The following is a 16,571-nucleotide window of genomic DNA, read 5'->3' as shown; positions in this document are numbered from 1 at the left end:
CCTCCTGTCATCGCTTGACCCCAGGATGGAGTGAGGACAGGCCGATCCGGTTGTCCGATTCCTACAACCGCGGCTCAGCGGTTGTAGGTTTCCGACACCGTGGCGGCGAGGTCGATGAGCATGGCGACCCGCTTGGCCGGGTCGTCCAGGCCAAGGGCCGTCACCTCGCTCATCTTGCGCAGCCGGTTGCGGACGGTGTTGCCGTGCACGCCGAGCCGGTCACCAGCCGCGGCCAGGTCTCCCTGCGCCTCCAGCCACGCGCGCAGCGTCGCGACGTACTCGGTGCCGTGCTCGGCGTCGTGCCTGCGCAGGTCGGCCACCGGTCCGCGCGCGGACGCCCGGCCGACGCGGGCCGCGGCGCGCAGCCGGTGCAGCAGGATCTCGTCCCACGACTCGTCGTAGGCGGGGGCGGGCGTGTCGCCGGTGCGCATCTCGTGCAGGGCAAGGCACTCGTCCGCCTCCTGCCGGGCAGCGGGCAGGTCGGCGGGGCCGGCGACCGCGCTGATGCCCGCCGCCAGGGTGACGTTGTCGGGCAGCGCCGACCGCAGCGCCGCCAGCCAGTCCCGTGCCGCCGCCACCCGCTCGCCCGGCAGGACCGTGTAGATGCTGTTGCCGGTCACCGCGCTGCGCCCCGGTCGCGACCAGCCGAAGCCGGTGGTCGCCTGCTCGAACGCGAGCAGCACGGCCGCGTGCCGCTCGGCGCCGACGTGGGCGCGGACCGCGACCACCCTGGCCGGTCCCGGCGGCAGGCCGAGCTGGCTGATCACCGTCGCCGCGTCCGCCGTGCCCTCCAGCAGCCGGATGACCCACTCCGACTCCACCTGGCGCTCCAGGTCGGCGCTGGCCCGCAGCCGCAGCAGGTGCAGCGCCACGATCCGGGCGCCGTCGGTCAGCGCCGTGCGCTGCGGCCCCCGCAGCGGCGCCGGGCAGGCCACCCAGACCGCGCCCAGCAGCTCCCGGCCCACCCTGACCGCGGCCACCATCCGGCCGGTCAGCCCGCGTCCGGGTGCCCCGGCCACGAACAACGGCTCGTCGGACGCCTGCAGGTGCGCCCGCACACCCGCCGCCTCGAACAGCTCCCGCACCCACGCCGGCACCTGCCGGCCCATGATCGTCTCCAGCCGGGCGGCGTCGACCTCCTGCTGCGGTCCCGAGTAGGCCAGCACGCGCGAGAGCTGGTCCTCGATGGTCACCGCACCGCCGGTGGCCGCGGCGAGGCTGTCGGCCAGGGCGAACAGGTCGGTGGGACCACGTCCGGACTCGGTCTCCCTGCCTTCGAGCACCAGCCCGTAGACGACGCCCGCGAGCTGGCTCCACGACAGCGCCGGGTCCGCCAGCATCACCGCGACGCCCTCGGCCTCCCCCACCGCGACGACGTCCGCGAGCAGTTCCTCGCCGCCCCGCAGCAGCACGACGACGGCCCGCGCCGCCACCGCCGCGCGCACCGCTTCCGCGACCGAGCCCGCGCCGACGGCGAGGTACACGTCACCCACCTCGGCGCGCTCGTCCGCGGCGTCGCGCAGCACCACGCCGCGCAGCTCCGCCGACCGCGGCACCGGGCAGCAGCACAGCCGCACCCCGTACCCGCCCAGCACGTTGACCAGCCGGTCCAGTCTCACCACGGCCGTGCTCCCCGTCCCGGCGTCACCGCCGCTTCGGCCAGGGCACGAGCAGCAGCACGCCGGCGGCGGCGCACAGCAGGCCGATCGTCGTCCAGAGCTGCTGCCCGGTCATGAAGCTGCCCTTGAGGTGGCCGAGGCCCTGCGCGGTCCAGACGCCGCCGAGCACGAGCAGCACGACGCCGACCCCGACCACCACTTTTCTGCTCATGCCCGGCAGCCTACCGGCCGGGCGGTCGCCGGCGCTCCACAGTGGACGGACGGGTGGGTGGGACACGACCGCGTCGGTCGTTGATCGCGCCCGCCGGAACGGGTGGAGTGGACGGTGTGGCGACGACGATCGTGAACGCGCGGGTGTTCGACGGCAGGGCGGTGCGGGACTGGACCTCCGTCCGGTTCGCGGAGGGCCTGGTCACCGGCTGCGCGGTGGACTCGGCCGCGCAGGACGGCGACGAGGTGGTCGACGCGCGGGGCGGGACCGTGCTGCCCGGCCTGATCGACTCGCACGTGCACCTCGTCCCCGGCGCCCTCGCGCAGTCGCTGAACCACGGCGTCACGACCGTGCTCGACATGTTCAGCAAGCCCGACGTCGTGGCCGCGGCCAGGCAGCAGGCCGCCACCCGCACGGACGTGGCCGACGTGCGGTCCTCCGGCATCGGGGCCACCGCACCCGGCGGGCACCCGTCGCCGCTGTACGCGCCGATCCCGGCGGTGAGCGCTCCCGGTGAGGCCGAGCGGTTCGTCGCGGACCGGGTCGCGGAGGGCGTGGACCACCTGAAGGTCATCTCCGGGGTCGGTGGCCTCTGGCCGGCGCTGGACTCCGCCACGATCGCCGCCCTGGTCACCGCCGCGCACGCCCGCGGCCTGGTGGTCGTCGGGCACGTGAGCTCGGCGGCCGGGCTCGACCAGCTCGTGTCCGCCGGGGCCGACGTCGTGGCGCACGTGCCCACCGACGACCTGGACGACACCCTCGTCGACCGCATGGCCCTGGCCGGAATCTCCGTCGGCCCCACCCTCGTCACCGCGGAGAACGCCCTGCGCTCCGCGAACCGGGCAGCGGCCACCGTGCGGCGGCTCGCCGAGGCGGGCATCCCCCTGCTGGCGGGGACCGACGCGCCGAACCCCGGCACCGCGTTCGGGCAGGCGCTGCACCGCGAGCTGGAACTCCTGGTCGGGTGCGGTCTTAGCCCGGCGGAGGCGCTGGCCGCCGCCACGGCCGAGCCGGCACGGGTGTTCGGGCTCGGCGACCGCGGCCGGATCGCACCGGGCCTGCGCGCGGACCTGGTGCTCGTGTCCGGCGACCCGCTGGCCGACATCACCGCGGTCCGCGCGGTCGAACGGGTCTGGCGCGCGGGCGTGCAGTGCGAGCGGCGCCCGTTCGTCCCGGATGCCACCGAGGCCGAGGAGCTGGCCGCGTTCGACGCGCGGGTCGCCCGCGCCGTGGCTGCCGTGCGCACACGCAGGCTCGGCTGACCCGAGCCACCGCACCCGAGCCCATCGAACTGATGGGCCAGTACGTCGAGGTGCTGCGGACACGTCGCCGAGTTCGATGGCGGCACCTCGGCGGTCCACGCGCCCGGCGGCGGACGGCGGAGCCGTGTCAAGCTGACCGCGACCCACCAGGAGAACGCACCGGAGCTCGTCCCCGCCGCGGGATGACCCGACCGACCCGGGAGAAGCACCTGATGCCGCGGATTCGCGCCGCCACCATCGAAGAGCACCACGAGATGGTGTGGGCCGACCTCGCCGAGGCGGTGCGGCAGCTGCTGCTCGAACGCGACTACGACTCGATCAACATGGGTCACATCGCGGCCAGGGCGGGACTCGCGCGCAACACCCTCTACAACTACGCCCGCGACAAGAGGGCGCTGGTGCTGGCCCTCGCGCACCGGGCGAGCCTGCCGCTCGCCGGGCAGGTCGCCGAGATCGCCGCGCGGTCGTCCGACCCGGCAGCCGACCGGCTGCGGGAGGTCGTCGAGACGATCCTGGCCGCGTCCACGCAGCACGCGCTGCGGCTGATGTTCCTGCCGAACTCCAGCCCGCTGGTGGCGGAGCTGCCGGACGGACCGGAGAACCCGTTCTCCGTGCTCGTGGCCGAGGTGGTGAACATCGTCGAGGCTGGCGTGGCCGCCGGTGAGTTCCGGCCGGTCGAGGACGTGCGGCTCACCGTCGAGCTGCTGTCGGGGGCGATGCGCGCGGGCATCGACCGGATCACCAGGGACCCGGACGCGTTCGCGGCCACGGTGCGGGCGGCGCAGGAGATCGTGCTCGCCGCGGTGACCCGCACCGGGGACTGATCGACGGGGACCCGCCGGCTCCGTCCACTGTGCGCAGTCGGCTGCGTCACACCGGCGCCCCTGATCCACCGCGGCCGGGAACTCGACGAGGGGTTCGTCCGACCGCCTGGGCATGAGGGTGGACAGGGCCGTCGCGGTCGCGTCGGTCGGCTCGGTGGTGTGCGTCGCGGTCGTCGTGCTCTGGGCGGGTGACGTGCACGCCGCCTTGGGCGACAGCGATCCCGGCAGGGCCACGGCGCTGGCGTTCGGCCTCGTGCGCACCGCGGCGAACGCCGCTGCCACGATCACGGTGGGAGCGCTCGTCTTCGGGGCGTTCGTCGTGCCCGCACCGCCGAAGCGCGCCCAGCTGACACCGCACGCCTTCGCCGCCGTGCGCACCGCCGCAACGGCTGCGGCCGTGTGGGCCGGTGCGGCCGCAGCTGCCGTCGTCCTGTCCGCCGCCGACGCGTCCGGGCAGTCCGTCGCGGTCGCGCTGGAGCACCTCGGCGGGCTCGTGGCCGCCACCGAGGAACCCAAGGCGTGGATCGTCTCGGCGGTCGCCGCCGTGGTCGTCGCGGCCGGTGCGCGGGCGACGCTGACGTGGACGACCTCGGTGCTGTGGCTCGGTCCCGCCCTGGCCGGGGTGCTCGCGCCGGTCGTCGCCGGGCACGTCGCCAACGGTGCGTGGCACGACGTCGCCACCAACGCGGTGGTGTGGCACATCCCGGCCGCCGCCGTGTGGGTCGGTTCGCTCGTCGCGCTGCGGGCGTACCTGCGCAGGCCGGGCACCGCTGCGACCGATGTCGTCGTCCGGCGCTACCACCGGCTCACGACGGGCTGCGTGGTCGTGCTCGTCCTCAGCGGCGCGGTGACCGCGGCGGTCCTCATCGGACCGTCCGGGCTCCACACCGGGTACGCGGTCCTGTTGCTGCTCAAGCTTTCCCTTTGTGTGGCCGTGCCGCTGCTGCGTGCGCGCTGGGGCCCGCAGCGGCCGCTCGGCACCGAGCTGGTGGTGCTGGGACTCGTGCTCGGCGCCTCGACCGGTCTCACCCACCTCGTGCCGCCCGCGTGGTTCGCCGACCGGCCGTCGCCGCAGGAGACCGTGCTCGGCTACGAGCTGCCCGACCCGCCGAGCCTCGCGGAACTGGTGCTGGGCTGGCGCCTCGACCTGGTGTTCGGCCTGGGCGCGCTGGGGCTGGCTGCGGGGTACGCGGTAGCGGTGCGGAAGCTGCGGCGCCGAGGTGACACCTGGCCCGCCGGGCGGACGGTCGCGTGGCTGCTGGGGTGCGCGGTGGTGCTGGTCGTGACGTCGTCCGGGGTCGGCCGGTACGCGGCGGGGATGTTCAGCACCCACATGGTCGCGCACATGTCGCTGAACATGCTGGCACCGGTGCTGCTCGTGCTGGGCGGACCGGTGACGCTCGCGCTGCGGGTACTGCCGGCCGGGCCGCGGCAGTGGGTGACGGCGCTGCTGCACTGCCGGGCCACCCGGCTGGTCGCGCACCCCGCGGTGGCCGCGACGGCGTTCGTCGGGTCGTTCTACGTCCTGTACTTCTCGGACCTGTTCGGTGCCGCGATGCGCTTCCACTGGGCGCACCAGCTGATGAACCTGCACTTCCTGGTCACCGGCTGCGTGTTCTTCTGGCTCGTCATCGGCGTCGACCGCGCGCCGCGGGCGTTGCCGCACCTGGCCCGGCTCGGGCTGCTGTTCTCGGTGATGCCGTTCCACGCGTTCTTCGGCGTGGTCCTGATGAACCACCAGACCGTGATCGCCGAGCACTTCTACCGCACCCTCGGCCTGACGTGGCTGCCCGACCTGCTCACCGACCAGCGCCTCGGCGGCGGCATCGCGTGGGCCACCGGGGAGGTGCCGATGCTCGTCGTCGTGCTCGCACTGCTGCGGCAGTGGGCGGTGGCGGACCGGCGGGAGGCGGTGCGGTTCGACCGCGCCACCGACACCGGGCACGACGACCGCTTGGCCGCCTACAACGCGATGCTCGCGGAACTGTCCGGAAGGAAGAACTGACCCGCCATGACCACCACCACCGCGGACAACGCCGTCGAACTGTCGGTGTCCGGGATGACCTGCGCCGCCTGCGCCACCCGGATCGAACGCAAGCTGAACCGGGTCGACGGCGTGCGCGCCACCGTCAACTACGCCACCGAACGCGCGATCGTCCAGCTGCCGCAGGGGATGCGCACCGACGACGCCGTGCAGGTCGTGCGCGCCGCCGGGTACGACGCGGCCGTGGCCGGGCAGGAACGGGGTGACGACGTCGTCACCGGGCTGCGGCACCGGCTGGTGGTCGCGGCGGTGCTCGCCATCCCGCTGGGCAACCTGTCGATCAGCCTCGCGCTGGTGCCCGCGCTGCGCTTCCCCGGCTGGGAGGCGGTGTGCGTGCTGCTCGCGCTGCCGGTGGTCGCATACTCGGCCTGGCCGTTCCACCGCGCGGCGCTGCGCAACCTGCGGCACGGCGCGTCGAGCATGGACACCCTGGTGTCGCTGGGCGTGCTGGCCTCGTTCGGGTGGGCGGTGTGGTCGCTCGCGGCCGGGCCGTCCGGGCCGGGCCACTGGCTCGGCTTCGGCGTGACGGCGGAGGGCGCGGACGCCGTCTACCTCGACGTGGCCGCCGGTGTCACGACGTTCCTGCTCGCCGGCCGCTACTTCGAGCTGCGGTCGCGGCGCTCCGCGGTGGGCCTGCTGACAGCGCTCGCGGGCATCGCGGCCAAGGACGCCAGGGTGCTGCGCGACGGCGTCGAGACCACGGTCCCCGCGGCGCAGGTGCTGGTCGGCGACCTGGTGGTGGTGCGACCGGGCGAGGCACTGCCCGCGGACGGCGTCGTGACCGAGGGGTTCTCCGCGGTCGACACGGCGACCATGACCGGCGAGCCCGTCCCGGTGGAGGTGGGTCCGGACGCACCGGTCGTCGGCGGCACGGTCAACAGCGCCGGGCGGCTGGTCGTGCGGGCGACGGCGGTCGGCGCCCACACCCAGCTCGCACAGATGCGGGCGCTGGCCGAACGGGCGGCCGAGCGCAAGGCCGCCGTGCAACGCCTGGTCGACCGGGTGTGCGCGGTGTTCGTGCCCGTCGTGCTGGTGCTCTCCGCGCTGACGCTGGCCGGCTGGCTGCTCACCGCCCACTCCCCGCGCGAGGCGTTCACCGCTGCGGTCGCGGTGCTGATCATCGCCTGTCCCTGCGCGCTCGGCCTCGCCACGCCGACCGCGCTGATGGTCGGCGTGGCGAGGGCGGCACAGCTCGGCGTCCTGGTGAAGGGGCCGGAGGCGCTGGAGGCGACCCGCGGTGTGGACACGGTCGTGCTGGACAAGACCGGGACCGTGACGACCGGCCGCATGGAGGTCGTGGAGACGTGGGCGCTCGGGGACGAACGCGTGCCGGGGCCGGAAGCCGTACACGACGACCCGCCCACCCTCACCGACCACGTGCTCCGGGCTGCGGCTGTGGAAGCCGCCTCCCAACACCCGCCCACCACCGCCGACCACGTGCTCCGCGCCGCAGCCGCCGTGGAAGCCGCCTCCGAGCACCCCATCGGCGTGGCCATCGCCGCCGCCTGCTCGGACGCACCCGCGGTGACCGCGTTCGAGGCCCTGGTCGGTGCGGGCGCACGGGGCGAGGTCGAGGGCGTCGCCGTGGTCGTCGGTTCCGCGGAGCTCATGGCACGGCTGCGTCTCCCCGTCCCGCCGGCGGCGGCCGAGTGGCTCGCGGGTCTCGGCGCGGCGACCGGGGTGCTGGTCGCGCGCGGCGGTGTGGTGGTGGGCGGGATCGCCCTGCGCGACACCGTCCGGCCGTCTGCCAGAGGTGCGGTCGCCCGCCTGCACTCGCTCGGCCTGCGCACCGTGCTGCTGACCGGCGACCACGACGCCGCGGCCAGGGCCGTCGCCGCGGAGGTCGGGGTCGGCGAGGTGGTCGCGAACGTGCGGCCCGCGGACAAGGTCGCCGTCGTGGAACGGTTGCGCGCGCAGGGCCACCGGGTCGCGATGGTCGGTGACGGCGTCAACGACGGGCCCGCACTTGCCGCCGCCGACCTGGGCATGGCGGTCGCGCACGGCAGTGACATCGCCGCGCAGGCCGCCGACGTGGTGCTCGTGCGCGACGACCTCGGCGCCGTCGCGGACACGGTCGTGCTCGCCGGGCGGACGCTCGCCACCATCCGGGGCAACCTCGTCTGGGCGTTCGGCTACAACGCCGCCGCGCTCCCCCTCGCTGCCTTCGGGTTGCTCAACCCGCTCATCGCGGGCGCGGCCATGTCGTTGTCGTCGGTGCTGGTGGTCGCGAACAGCCTGAGGTTGCGCAACGCGCTCGGGAACCGGACCGACCTCGCGGCCGACTCCTAGGACGACACCGGACCTGGGAGGCCACCGTGGAACGACGGACATTCCTGCGCGCATCGGCGCTGTCTCTGGGGATCACGGGCGCGGCGGGCGCCACCGCGTCGGCGGCGCAGCCGCTGCGCGTCCAGGTGCTGCTGTTCGACGGCGTGGAGGAGCAGGACTTCGTGGCACCGGTGGAGGTGCTGGGGCTGGCCGGGCGGATGTCCGGCGGTGCCGTCGTGACCACCCAGGTCACGTCCGGCCGGCCGGGCACGGTCACCTGCACGTACGGCACGAAGGTCGAGGTCGCGCGCGGCTGGTCGCCCGGCGAGGCCGACGTGCTGGTGGTGCCCGGCGGCGGGTACGCCGCGCGGACCGGCCCCGGTGTGCACCGGCTCATCGCCGACCAGGGCTTCCTGCGCCGGCTGGCCGGGGCGGACGTGCTGCCGGTGGGCATCTGCACCGGGACGATGGTGCTCTCCGCGGCGGGCCTCACCCGCGGCCGCAACGCCACCACGCACAGCGGCGCGAAGGCCGACCTCGCCGCGCAGAGGGCGACCGTGGTGAACGCGCGCGTGGTCGACGATGGCGACCTGATCACCGGCGGCGGCATCACGTCCGGCCTGGACGTCGCGCTCTGGCTGGTGGAACGGTTCGTCGGCGCGCAGACCGCGCAACGCGTCGAGACCGTGCTGGAGTACGAGCGCAGGGGCACCGTCTGGCGCAAGTGACGGTGGACCGGGAACTCCTCGGCCTCCGATCCGACCACTACCTGAGCAAGGAGTCCCCGAACAACCCGAGGCGCAACAGGATGTCCCGCACGAAGAAGAATCCCGTCACGGCACGCCGTGGCGTGTCGCTCAACGTGGTGCTGACCGCCGTGGTCGTGCTGCTCGCGGCCGCCGTGTTCGGCGGTGTGCTGCTGTTCCAGCGCGATGGCGCCGAGGACAGGACCGCCGCGCTGGTGCCCGCCGGTGCGCACACGCTCTCCAAAGTGGACGGTGACGGGGTGGTGCTGGTCGAGTTCCTCGACTTCCAGTGCCCGGCCTGCTCCGCCTACTACTCCGGCGTGACGAAGAAGCTGGAGGACGACTACCGGGGGCGCGTCACCATCGTGCCCAGGAACCTGCCGCTGGAGATGCACCCGCTGGCGCTGCCCGCGGCGCAGGCGGCCGAGGCTGCGGGCCGGCAGGGCAAGTACGCCGAGATGTACCACGCGCTCTACGGCAACTACGACCGCTGGGCGGTCGACGGCCAGAACACCAGTGCGGACCGCGACCGCGCGATCGGCCTGTTCGAGCAGTTCGCCACCGCCGCCGGGCTCGACCTGGACCGGTTCCGCGCCGACATGGCGTCCGCGGACGTGCGGGCCGCGATCGACCGCGACGTGGCCGACGCGCGCAAGCTCGGGGTGCAGAGCACGCCGACGCTGTTCCTCAACGGCGAGCAGTTCCAGCCGTCGGGCAAGTCGTTCGCCGACGTCGACCGCGAGCTGCGCGCGAAGATCGACGCGGCGCTGGCCGGATGAGCCGCCCGCTGGCGTGGCTGTACGTGGCCGGCGGCGCACTCGGGTTCGCCGCGTCCGCCGCGCTCACCCTGGAGAAGCTGGCGCTGCTGCGGAACCCGGCGCACGTGCCCACGTGCTCGCTGAACCCGGTGGTGTCCTGCGGGCCGGTGATGGACAGCCCGCAGGCGGCGGCGTTCGGGTTCCCCAACCCGCTGCTCGGCATCGCCGGGTTCGCGGTCGTGGTGACCACCGGGGTCGCACTGCTGGCCGGGTTCGCGCCGCCGCGCTCCTACCGGCTCGCCCTCAACGCGGGCACCGGCCTGGCCGTGGTGTTCGTGCACTGGCTTGTCGTCGTCAGCCTCTACGACATCCACGCGCTGTGCCTGTACTGCATCGTCGTGTGGATCGTCGTGATCCCGTTGTTCTGGTACACCACCCTCGACACCTGGCCACGCCTCGCGCCGTTGCGCCGCTTGCACAGCACTGTGCTCGTGCTCTGGTACGCGGTCATCGTCGCGTTGGTGCTGCACGCGTTCTGGGACTACTGGGTGACGGCGTGACGGCCGTCCTGGCGACGGCCGCGATGGCCGTGTCGATGCTGCAGCTGTTCGTGCTGGGCGCGCTGGGGCCGGTGCTGGTCACCGACCTCGGCGTGGCGCAGTGGCAGCTCGGTGCGCTGGTCGCGGTGGGGTTCGCGGTGGCGGCGCTGCTGTCGCTGCCCGCGGGGGCGCTGGTGGACCGGGTCGGGGCGCGGCGCGGGCTGGCCGGGGTGTTCGTCGTCAGCGCGGTGGCGCTGGCGGTGCTGGCGGTCGCCGGGTCGGTGTGGTGGATCGCGGCCGGGGTGGCGCTGGGCGGGGTGCCGCAGGCGCTGGCGAACCCGGCCACCAACAAGGTGGTCGTCGCCGCCGTGGCACGGGAGCGGCTCGGGGCGGTAACCGGGTGGAAGCAGTCCGGGGTGCAGCTCGGCGCGTTCGTCGCGGGCGTGCCGCTGGCCGGTGCCGCCGCGGTGGTGGACTGGCGCTGGGGCGTCGGGGTGCTCGCGGTGCTGTGCCTGGTGGGCGCGGTGCTGACCACACGGCTCGCGGTGCCGGCGGTTCCGGCCCAGCGCGGGCGCGGGCGGGTGGGTGGCCGGGTGCGCGCGCTGGCGGTGTTCTCGCTGGCGCTCGGCTTCGGGCTGGCGTCGGTGAACACCTTCTTCCCGCTGTACGGCGTGGACCGGCTGGAGCTGCCGGCACCCGTCGCGGCGTGGTCGATCGCCGTGGTGGGGCTGGTCGGCATCGCGGGACGGGTGTGCTGGAGCGCGGCGGCGGGGCGGTCGGGTGACCCTGCCGCCGTGCTGCCGTTGCTGGCGCTCGGGGCCGTCGTCTCGGTCGCGGTGGTGGCGCTGGCCGAGCACGTGCACTGGCTGGTGTGGTTCGGTGCGGCGGGGATCGGGGTGTTCGCGGTGGCGGGCAACGCCGTGTCGATGGTCGCGGTGCTGCGGGCGGTGCCGCAGGGGCTGGCCGGGCGTGCGGCGGCGGTGGTGTCGGCCGGGTTCTTCTCCGGGTTCGCCGCCGGGCCGCCGATCACCGGGCTCGTGCTGCAGCAGGCCGGTTACCCGTGGCTGTGGGGTGTCGTCGGCGTGGCGTTCGGGCTGGCCGCCGCCGTGGGCGTGCTGGTCGTCCGGCGCACCGCGGTGGCGGTGTGAGCGGCTGGGCGCACGACCTGGTGCGCCGGCTGTGCGACCGGGTCGACGAGGCCGAAGCCGCGGCGGGAGAACGGTTTCCGCTCTACCGCCACGACGGGCGGTGGAAGACCTCGGCCCGCGGGTCGTGGACCGGCGGGTTCTGGGCGGGGCTGCTGACGCTGCGGAGTCTCGCCACCGGCGTCGGTGACGTCGCCGCGGTGCGGGACCGGCTGGACGTCTGGGCGGACGCGGACACGGTGCTGCGCGGCATGATTTTCTGGTACGGCAGCGGCGCGGAACGGCTGGGGACCATCGCCGCACGCCCCAGCACGGCCCTGGTCGCGGACCGGCTCGCGCGGTGCTACGACCGCGAGTTGGGCGCGGTTCCGTGGGGCACGGCGCTGGCCCCCGACGGACCGCCCGTGCGCGCGGACGGGGCGGCCGGGCTCGTTCCGCTGCTGAACGCCCACGGCCACCACGCCGTCGCGCGCTGCCATCAGCAAGCGCACCTGGCACTGGACCCGGACTGGCCGCGCGGCAAGGCGTGGCTGCAGCTCACCCACCCGCGTCCGGCTTGGACCGTGTCCACACAGGACAGTTCGGCGGTGGCGATCGCCGCCGTGGCGTTGCTGAAGGCCGGTCGGCGCGAGGAGGGCGAACGACTGCTGCGCACGTTGCCGGACGGTGCTGAGTACGACGGCCTGACCGGTCTTCAGGTGGTGTGGGGCGACTTCTTCACGTTCCTCGGCGCCGCGCTCCTCACCGGTCTGGTGCCGCCCGACGCCTGGTGAGCAGCCGCCGTCCGGTGGTCGCGACGTGCAGCTCGTCCGCGCCGTCGAGGATGCGGGCGGCCCGTGCCACGCGCAGCAGCCGCGGCAGACCCGTTGCGGCCATGAGCCCTTCCGCCCCGTGGACCTGGACCGCGGCGTCGGCCGCGGTGTTCAGCGCCCGTGCGGCGGCGACCTTCGCGAGGCTCACCTCGACCGGCGCGCGCTCACCGGCGGCGACCAGCGCGGCCGCCTCGCGGGCCAGCAGCCGGGCCGAGCGCACCTCCAGCTCGGACTCGAACGCCAGGCGCTGCACCAGTTGCCGGTCGGCCAGCACGCCGTCGCCGAGCGCCCGCGACACCGCACGGTCCGCGAGCAGGTCGAGGCACCGCTGCGCCTGCCCGACCCAGCGCAGCGCGCGCAACGTCCGCCCGAGCGCGAGCCGTTCGCCGGCGAGCCGCATCCCGTTCCCCTCCTCACCGACGAGGTGCGTCGGTGGCACGCGGACCGCGTCGAACGAGATCTCGTGCTGCCCGCCCGCACCGAGGACGTCGAGCTCGCGGTCCACCCGGAACCCGCCTGCCGGCACGGCGACGACCGAGAAGCCGTCGCCGGTGCGGGCCACGACCAGCACGAGGTCCGCACGGGCCGCACCACTGGTGAACCACTTGCGGCCGGTGACGGTCCACCAGCCGTCCGCGCCGCGCTCGGCGGTGGTGCGCAGCCCGGACGGGTCGGAGCCCGCGACCCCCGGCTCGGTCATCGCGTAGCTGACGTGCGCGCGCCCGGCCACGAGGTCGGTCAGCACGGCGTCCCGCAGCTCCGGATGTGCGTGCGCGGCCAGCATCCGCGTGTTCAGCAGGCTCGACGAGCCCACGACGTCAGGGCCGTGGTCGCTGCGCCCCTCGTCCTCGGCCTCCGCGAGGTAGCCGGCCAGCGGCTGACCACCGCCGCCCAGCTCGACCGGCAGCGGCCGGGCCCACAACCCGGCCTGCTTGGCGAGGTCGCGCAGTGCGAGACCGCCGCCCGCGTCGAGCTCCGGTTCGGCGGGGATCACGACCTCGTCCACGAACCGCCGCAACTGCGTGTCACCTGTCACCGGCACATCACACCACCGTGGGAACCCGAATGGGCGCGCGTACGACCTCTGGATCATGACGGAAGCCACAGCACTGCACGCCTTGGCCCTGGAAGGCGCGACCGCGTCGGTCTCGGGCACGAGCGCGGCGGCACGCGTGCTGCGCGCGCACCTCCGCGCGCTGGGAGCGGAGGTGCACACCGGCTTCGCGGAACGACCCGCCGAGGCAGTTCTGGTGCTGGACGGCGGTGATCGGCACGAGGTGGTCGTCGACTGGGCCGGTCCGGTGGACGTCCCCGGTCTGCGCGACGAGGCGACCGTCCAGGCCGCGTGCGGGGTGATGCACGTGCACGGCAGGCGGTCCGGCTCACCGCGCGGCCTCGGCGTGGACCACTGCGGCACGGCGGCCGGGGTGCTGGCGGTGACGGGGTTGCTCGCGGCGGTGCTGCGGGGCGCGCCGCGGGTGCGGACCAGCGTGGCCGAGGCGGCGTTGCTGACGGTGTCCCAGTACCTCGCCGCGGCGGGGGCGGACGAGGCGGAGGCGGTCGACCTGCGGCCCGGTGGACCGCCGTTCACCACCGCCGACGGGGTGCGGTTCGAGGTCGAGGCGCTGGTGTCCGAGGTGTGGGCGGCGTTCTGGACGGCGCTCGGCACGGACTCCGCCGCGGTCCGCGCGGGCTGGCGGCCGTACCAGTTCCGCTATGCCACGGCGACGGCGCCGATTCCCGAGGCCCTGCACGCGGCGACCCGCGCCGTCACGTTCGCGCAGATCACCACCGCCGCGATGGTGAGCGGGGCCAGCGTCTGCCGGGTGCACCGTCCTGTTCAGCCACTCGAACAGCCGTGGAGCATCCGCCCCACGGCCGGCGTCGCGACGCGCACCGGCGACGACCTGGTGGTGTACGAGGCGGGCCGGCGCATCCAGGCACCGATGGCCGCGCACCTGCTGGGTCTGCTGGGCGCCAAGGTGATCCGCGTCGAACCGCCGGGCGGTGACCCGTTGCGGGGCATGCCGCCGATGTGCCGCGACCTGTCCGCCCGCTGGCTCGCGCTCAACCGCGGCAAGGACGCCGTCGAGGTCGACCTCAAGGCCCCCGCCGATCGTCAACGGCTGCGCGACCTCTTGGTGGACGCGGACGTGTTCCTGCACAACTGGGCGCCGGGCAACGCCGAGAGGTGGCGGCTCACGGCGGCCGACCTGCCGGACGGACTGGTGTACGCCCACACGTCCGGCTGGGGCGGCGGCGACCTCGTGGACCCGCCGCTGGGCACCGACTTCATGGTCCAGGCCCGCACCGGTCTGGCCGAGCTGGTGCGCCCAGCCGACGAGGAGCCCGCGCCGTCGCTGATGACGCTGGTGGACGTGCTCGGTGGCCTGATCGGCGCGGAGGCCGTGCTCGCCGGGGTGCTGACCCGGCGGCGCACCGGTCGCGGCGTCGCCGTCGAGAGCAGCCTGCTCGGCGCCGCCGGTGCGTTGCTCGCCGGTGCGAAGTCCCGGCCCTCCCCCGGTTTCCGCGTTCCCGTCGACGGCCGGGTCGGCGGCGTGGACGTGCTCACCGACCTCGCAGCGCTGCCGGGTGACCCCCGCTTCGCCGCCGTACTGGGCCGCGACGACCGCGGCTGTCCCGCTCTCGGCTCCCCGTGGAGGTTCCTGTGACACTCGCCGCGACCACCGCCGTGCGGCACCTGGCGGACCTCGTGCCGTACGAGCTCCGCCGCGGCTGGGCCGCCACCGGTCTGTACCGCGACCGCGACCTGTACTCGTTGTTCCGCGAGCACGTCCTGGCCGGTCCCGGCCGCGTCGCCGTCGTCGACGCGCAGGGTGAGGTCACCTACGGCGAGCTCGACCTGATGGCCCGCTCCCTGGCGGCGGGCCTCGCGGGCATGGGCGTGGAACCGGGTGACGTCGTCGGCATCCAGCTGCCCAACGGCCGGCTGGCGTGCGCGTTCGACCTCGCGGTGGCCGCGCTGGGTGCCGTCGCGCTGCCCTACCCGGTCGGGCGCGGTGACCGGGAGGCGGCGAGCCTGCTCAGCCGGTCCGGCGCGGTCGCCGTGGTCACGACGACGCGCTACGGCGACTACCCCTGCGCCCAGCGGACCCGCGCGCTGGCCGGCGAGCTGCCCGAGCTGCGGACCGTGATCGCGGCGGGCGACGGCGTGGTGCCGGCGGGCTGCGTGCCGGTGGCGGCGCTGCTGGCCGCCCACCCGGCCCGGTTCACCCCGGCGTCCCCCGACCCGGACGGACCCGCGCGCATCCTCGTCACCTCCGGCTCGGAGGCAGCGCCGAAGATGGTGCTGTACTCGCACAACGCCCTCGTCGGCGGCCGCGGCCGGTTCATCGGCGAGCTGATGGGCGGCGACGCCGAGCTGCGGAACCTCGTGCTGGTGCCGCTGGCGTCGTCCTACGGCAGCAACGGCACGTCCGTCACGCTCGCCGTCCACGGCGGAACCCTCGTGCTGCTGCCCAGGTTCGACGTCACGGCCGCGCTGGCGATGGTCGAACGCGCCCGCCCCACGCACGTGCTCGCGGTGCCCACCATGCTGCGGATGATCGCCGACTCCCCCGACCTCGACCGGTACGACACGTCCAGCCTGCGCGTGGTCGCACTCGGCGGCGCCGCCCTGGACGCCACGACCGCCGCACGCGTCCGCGACAGGCTCGGCTGCACGGTCGTGAACGTCTACGGCTCGGCGGACGGCGTCAACTGCCACACCGCCCTGGACGACCCGCCCGGCCACGCCGACACCGCGGGCCGTCCCAACCCGTTCGTCGCACGCCTGCGCATCGTGGACGACACCCTGCACGACGTGCCGCCCGGCGCGGTCGGCGAGATCATCGCGCTCGGCCCGATGTCACCGCTGTGCTACGTCGGCGCACCCGAGCTGAACGAGCGCTACCGCACGCCGGACGGCTGGGTGCGCACCGGCGACCTCGGCCGCATCGACGACGAGGGCTACCTGCACGTGGTCGGGCGGCGCAAGGACGTGATCATCCGCGGTGGCCTGAACATCAGCCCCGCCGAGGTCGAGGCGCTGCTCGTCACGCACCCGGCGGTGCGGGACGTGGTGTGCGTGCCGGTGCCGGACGACGTGCTGGGCGAACGGTTGTGCGCCTGTGTCGTGGGCGATCCGGCGCTCGTGCTGGAAGACCTGACGGCACACCTGTCGGCGCAGGGGCTGGAGCAGCGGAAGTTCCCCGAGCGGCTGGTCGTGGTGGACGCGCTGCCGCTGGGCGCGGCCGGGAAGGTGGACCGCCGCGCCGTGCAGGACCTCGTGCGGCGGTCGTGAGGCGCGCCCGGCGGACGGGCCGTCCGCCGGGCGCATGCCC

Annotated in this window: 14 protein-coding genes; 11 read left to right on the top strand and 3 right to left on the bottom strand. The window is 74.8% G+C overall.

The window, feature by feature from the left end:
• Positions 1-74: 74 nt before the first annotated feature.
• Together ACZ7CF_RS07145 and ACZ7CF_RS07140 are read right to left on the bottom strand one after the other, a co-directional pair.
• Entirely contained in the window at positions 75-1,622 is a 1,548-nt protein-coding gene (locus ACZ7CF_RS07145) for a PucR family transcriptional regulator (protein ID WP_360383903.1), read from the bottom strand.
• Between the two features lie 22 nt (positions 1,623-1,644).
• Positions 1,645-1,830 (bottom strand): hypothetical protein, encoded by a 186-nt coding sequence (locus ACZ7CF_RS07140; RefSeq protein ID WP_360383906.1) that lies wholly within the window; start codon positions 1,828-1,830, stop codon positions 1,645-1,647.
• 116 nt (positions 1,831-1,946) lie between these two features.
• On the opposite strand from ACZ7CF_RS07140, the gene ACZ7CF_RS07135 reads away from it, so the two are divergent.
• The 9 genes from ACZ7CF_RS07135 (at position 1,947) to ACZ7CF_RS07095 (ending at position 12,189) form a co-directional block, all read left to right on the top strand.
• Positions 1,947-3,092: an amidohydrolase family protein gene (locus ACZ7CF_RS07135; RefSeq protein ID WP_470369110.1), complete on the top strand. Its 1,146-nt coding sequence runs from the start codon at positions 1,947-1,949 to the stop codon at positions 3,090-3,092.
• A 212-nt stretch (positions 3,093-3,304) separates the two neighbouring features.
• Positions 3,305-3,916 carry a TetR/AcrR family transcriptional regulator gene (locus ACZ7CF_RS07130; protein WP_470369109.1) on the top strand — a complete coding sequence of 204 codons (612 nt, stop codon included), beginning with the start codon at positions 3,305-3,307 and terminating at the stop codon, positions 3,914-3,916.
• A 112-nt stretch (positions 3,917-4,028) separates the two neighbouring features.
• Positions 4,029-5,921 carry a bifunctional copper resistance protein CopD/cytochrome c oxidase assembly protein gene (locus tag ACZ7CF_RS07125; protein ID WP_470369108.1) on the top strand — a complete coding sequence of 631 codons (1,893 nt, stop codon included), beginning with the start codon at positions 4,029-4,031 and terminating at the stop codon, positions 5,919-5,921.
• A gap of 6 nt (positions 5,922-5,927) precedes the next feature.
• Positions 5,928-8,249, top strand: a complete 2,322-nt coding sequence (locus ACZ7CF_RS07120; protein WP_470369107.1) for a heavy metal translocating P-type ATPase — start codon at positions 5,928-5,930, stop codon at positions 8,247-8,249.
• Between the two features lie 26 nt (positions 8,250-8,275).
• Complete coding sequence (locus tag ACZ7CF_RS07115; protein WP_470369106.1) at positions 8,276-8,956, top strand: DJ-1/PfpI family protein; 681 nt, start codon at positions 8,276-8,278, stop codon at positions 8,954-8,956.
• The gene (locus tag ACZ7CF_RS07110) at positions 8,953-9,753 is read left to right on the top strand and encodes a DsbA family protein (RefSeq protein WP_470369105.1); all 801 of its coding nucleotides are present in this window, start codon (positions 8,953-8,955) and stop codon (positions 9,751-9,753) included. Before ACZ7CF_RS07115 ends, ACZ7CF_RS07110 begins: the two co-directional genes overlap by 4 nt.
• Entirely contained in the window at positions 9,750-10,292 is a 543-nt protein-coding gene (locus ACZ7CF_RS07105) for a vitamin K epoxide reductase family protein (RefSeq protein ID WP_458432457.1), read from the top strand. The genes ACZ7CF_RS07110 and ACZ7CF_RS07105 overlap by 4 nt, the downstream gene beginning before the upstream one ends.
• Entirely contained in the window at positions 10,289-11,419 is a 1,131-nt protein-coding gene (locus ACZ7CF_RS07100; protein ID WP_470369104.1) for an MFS transporter, read from the top strand. The genes ACZ7CF_RS07105 and ACZ7CF_RS07100 overlap by 4 nt, the downstream gene beginning before the upstream one ends.
• Complete coding sequence (locus tag ACZ7CF_RS07095; protein WP_470369103.1) at positions 11,416-12,189, top strand: hypothetical protein; 774 nt, start codon at positions 11,416-11,418, stop codon at positions 12,187-12,189. The genes ACZ7CF_RS07100 and ACZ7CF_RS07095 overlap by 4 nt, the downstream gene beginning before the upstream one ends.
• Here the strand turns inward: ACZ7CF_RS07095 and ACZ7CF_RS07090 are convergent.
• Entirely contained in the window at positions 12,158-13,264 is a 1,107-nt protein-coding gene (locus ACZ7CF_RS07090) for an acyl-CoA dehydrogenase family protein (RefSeq protein WP_470369102.1), read from the bottom strand. The two genes, ACZ7CF_RS07095 and ACZ7CF_RS07090, sit on opposite strands and share 32 nt — an antisense overlap.
• Before the next feature lie 55 nt (positions 13,265-13,319).
• On the opposite strand from ACZ7CF_RS07090, the gene ACZ7CF_RS07085 reads away from it, so the two are divergent.
• Both ACZ7CF_RS07085 and ACZ7CF_RS07080 read left to right on the top strand, forming a co-directional pair.
• Entirely contained in the window at positions 13,320-14,900 is a 1,581-nt protein-coding gene (locus tag ACZ7CF_RS07085; protein WP_470369101.1) for a CoA transferase, read from the top strand.
• Positions 14,897-16,531: an AMP-binding protein gene (locus tag ACZ7CF_RS07080; protein ID WP_470369100.1), complete on the top strand. Its 1,635-nt coding sequence runs from the start codon at positions 14,897-14,899 to the stop codon at positions 16,529-16,531. Before ACZ7CF_RS07085 ends, ACZ7CF_RS07080 begins: the two co-directional genes overlap by 4 nt.
• Positions 16,532-16,571 lie beyond the last annotated feature (40 nt).

This window comes from Lentzea sp. NPDC036955, assembly GCF_055608005.1.
This window is presented reverse-complemented; position numbering and strand designations above follow the sequence as displayed.

Excerpts from the sequence above, each read along its gene's own strand:
- ACZ7CF_RS07105 (WP_458432457.1), top strand. The coding sequence starts at position 9,750 with ATGAGCCGCCCGCTGGCGTGGCTGTACGTGGCCGGCGGCGCACTCGGG.
- ACZ7CF_RS07130 (WP_470369109.1), top strand. The coding sequence starts at position 3,305 with ATGCCGCGGATTCGCGCCGCCACCATCGAAGAGCACCACGAGATGGTG.
- ACZ7CF_RS07120 (WP_470369107.1), top strand. The coding sequence starts at position 5,928 with ATGACCACCACCACCGCGGACAACGCCGTCGAACTGTCGGTGTCCGGG.
- ACZ7CF_RS07085 (WP_470369101.1), top strand. The coding sequence starts at position 13,320 with ATGACGGAAGCCACAGCACTGCACGCCTTGGCCCTGGAAGGCGCGACC.
- ACZ7CF_RS07140 (WP_360383906.1), bottom strand. The coding sequence starts at position 1,830 with ATGAGCAGAAAAGTGGTGGTCGGGGTCGGCGTCGTGCTGCTCGTGCTC.
- ACZ7CF_RS07125 (WP_470369108.1), top strand. The coding sequence starts at position 4,029 with ATGAGGGTGGACAGGGCCGTCGCGGTCGCGTCGGTCGGCTCGGTGGTG.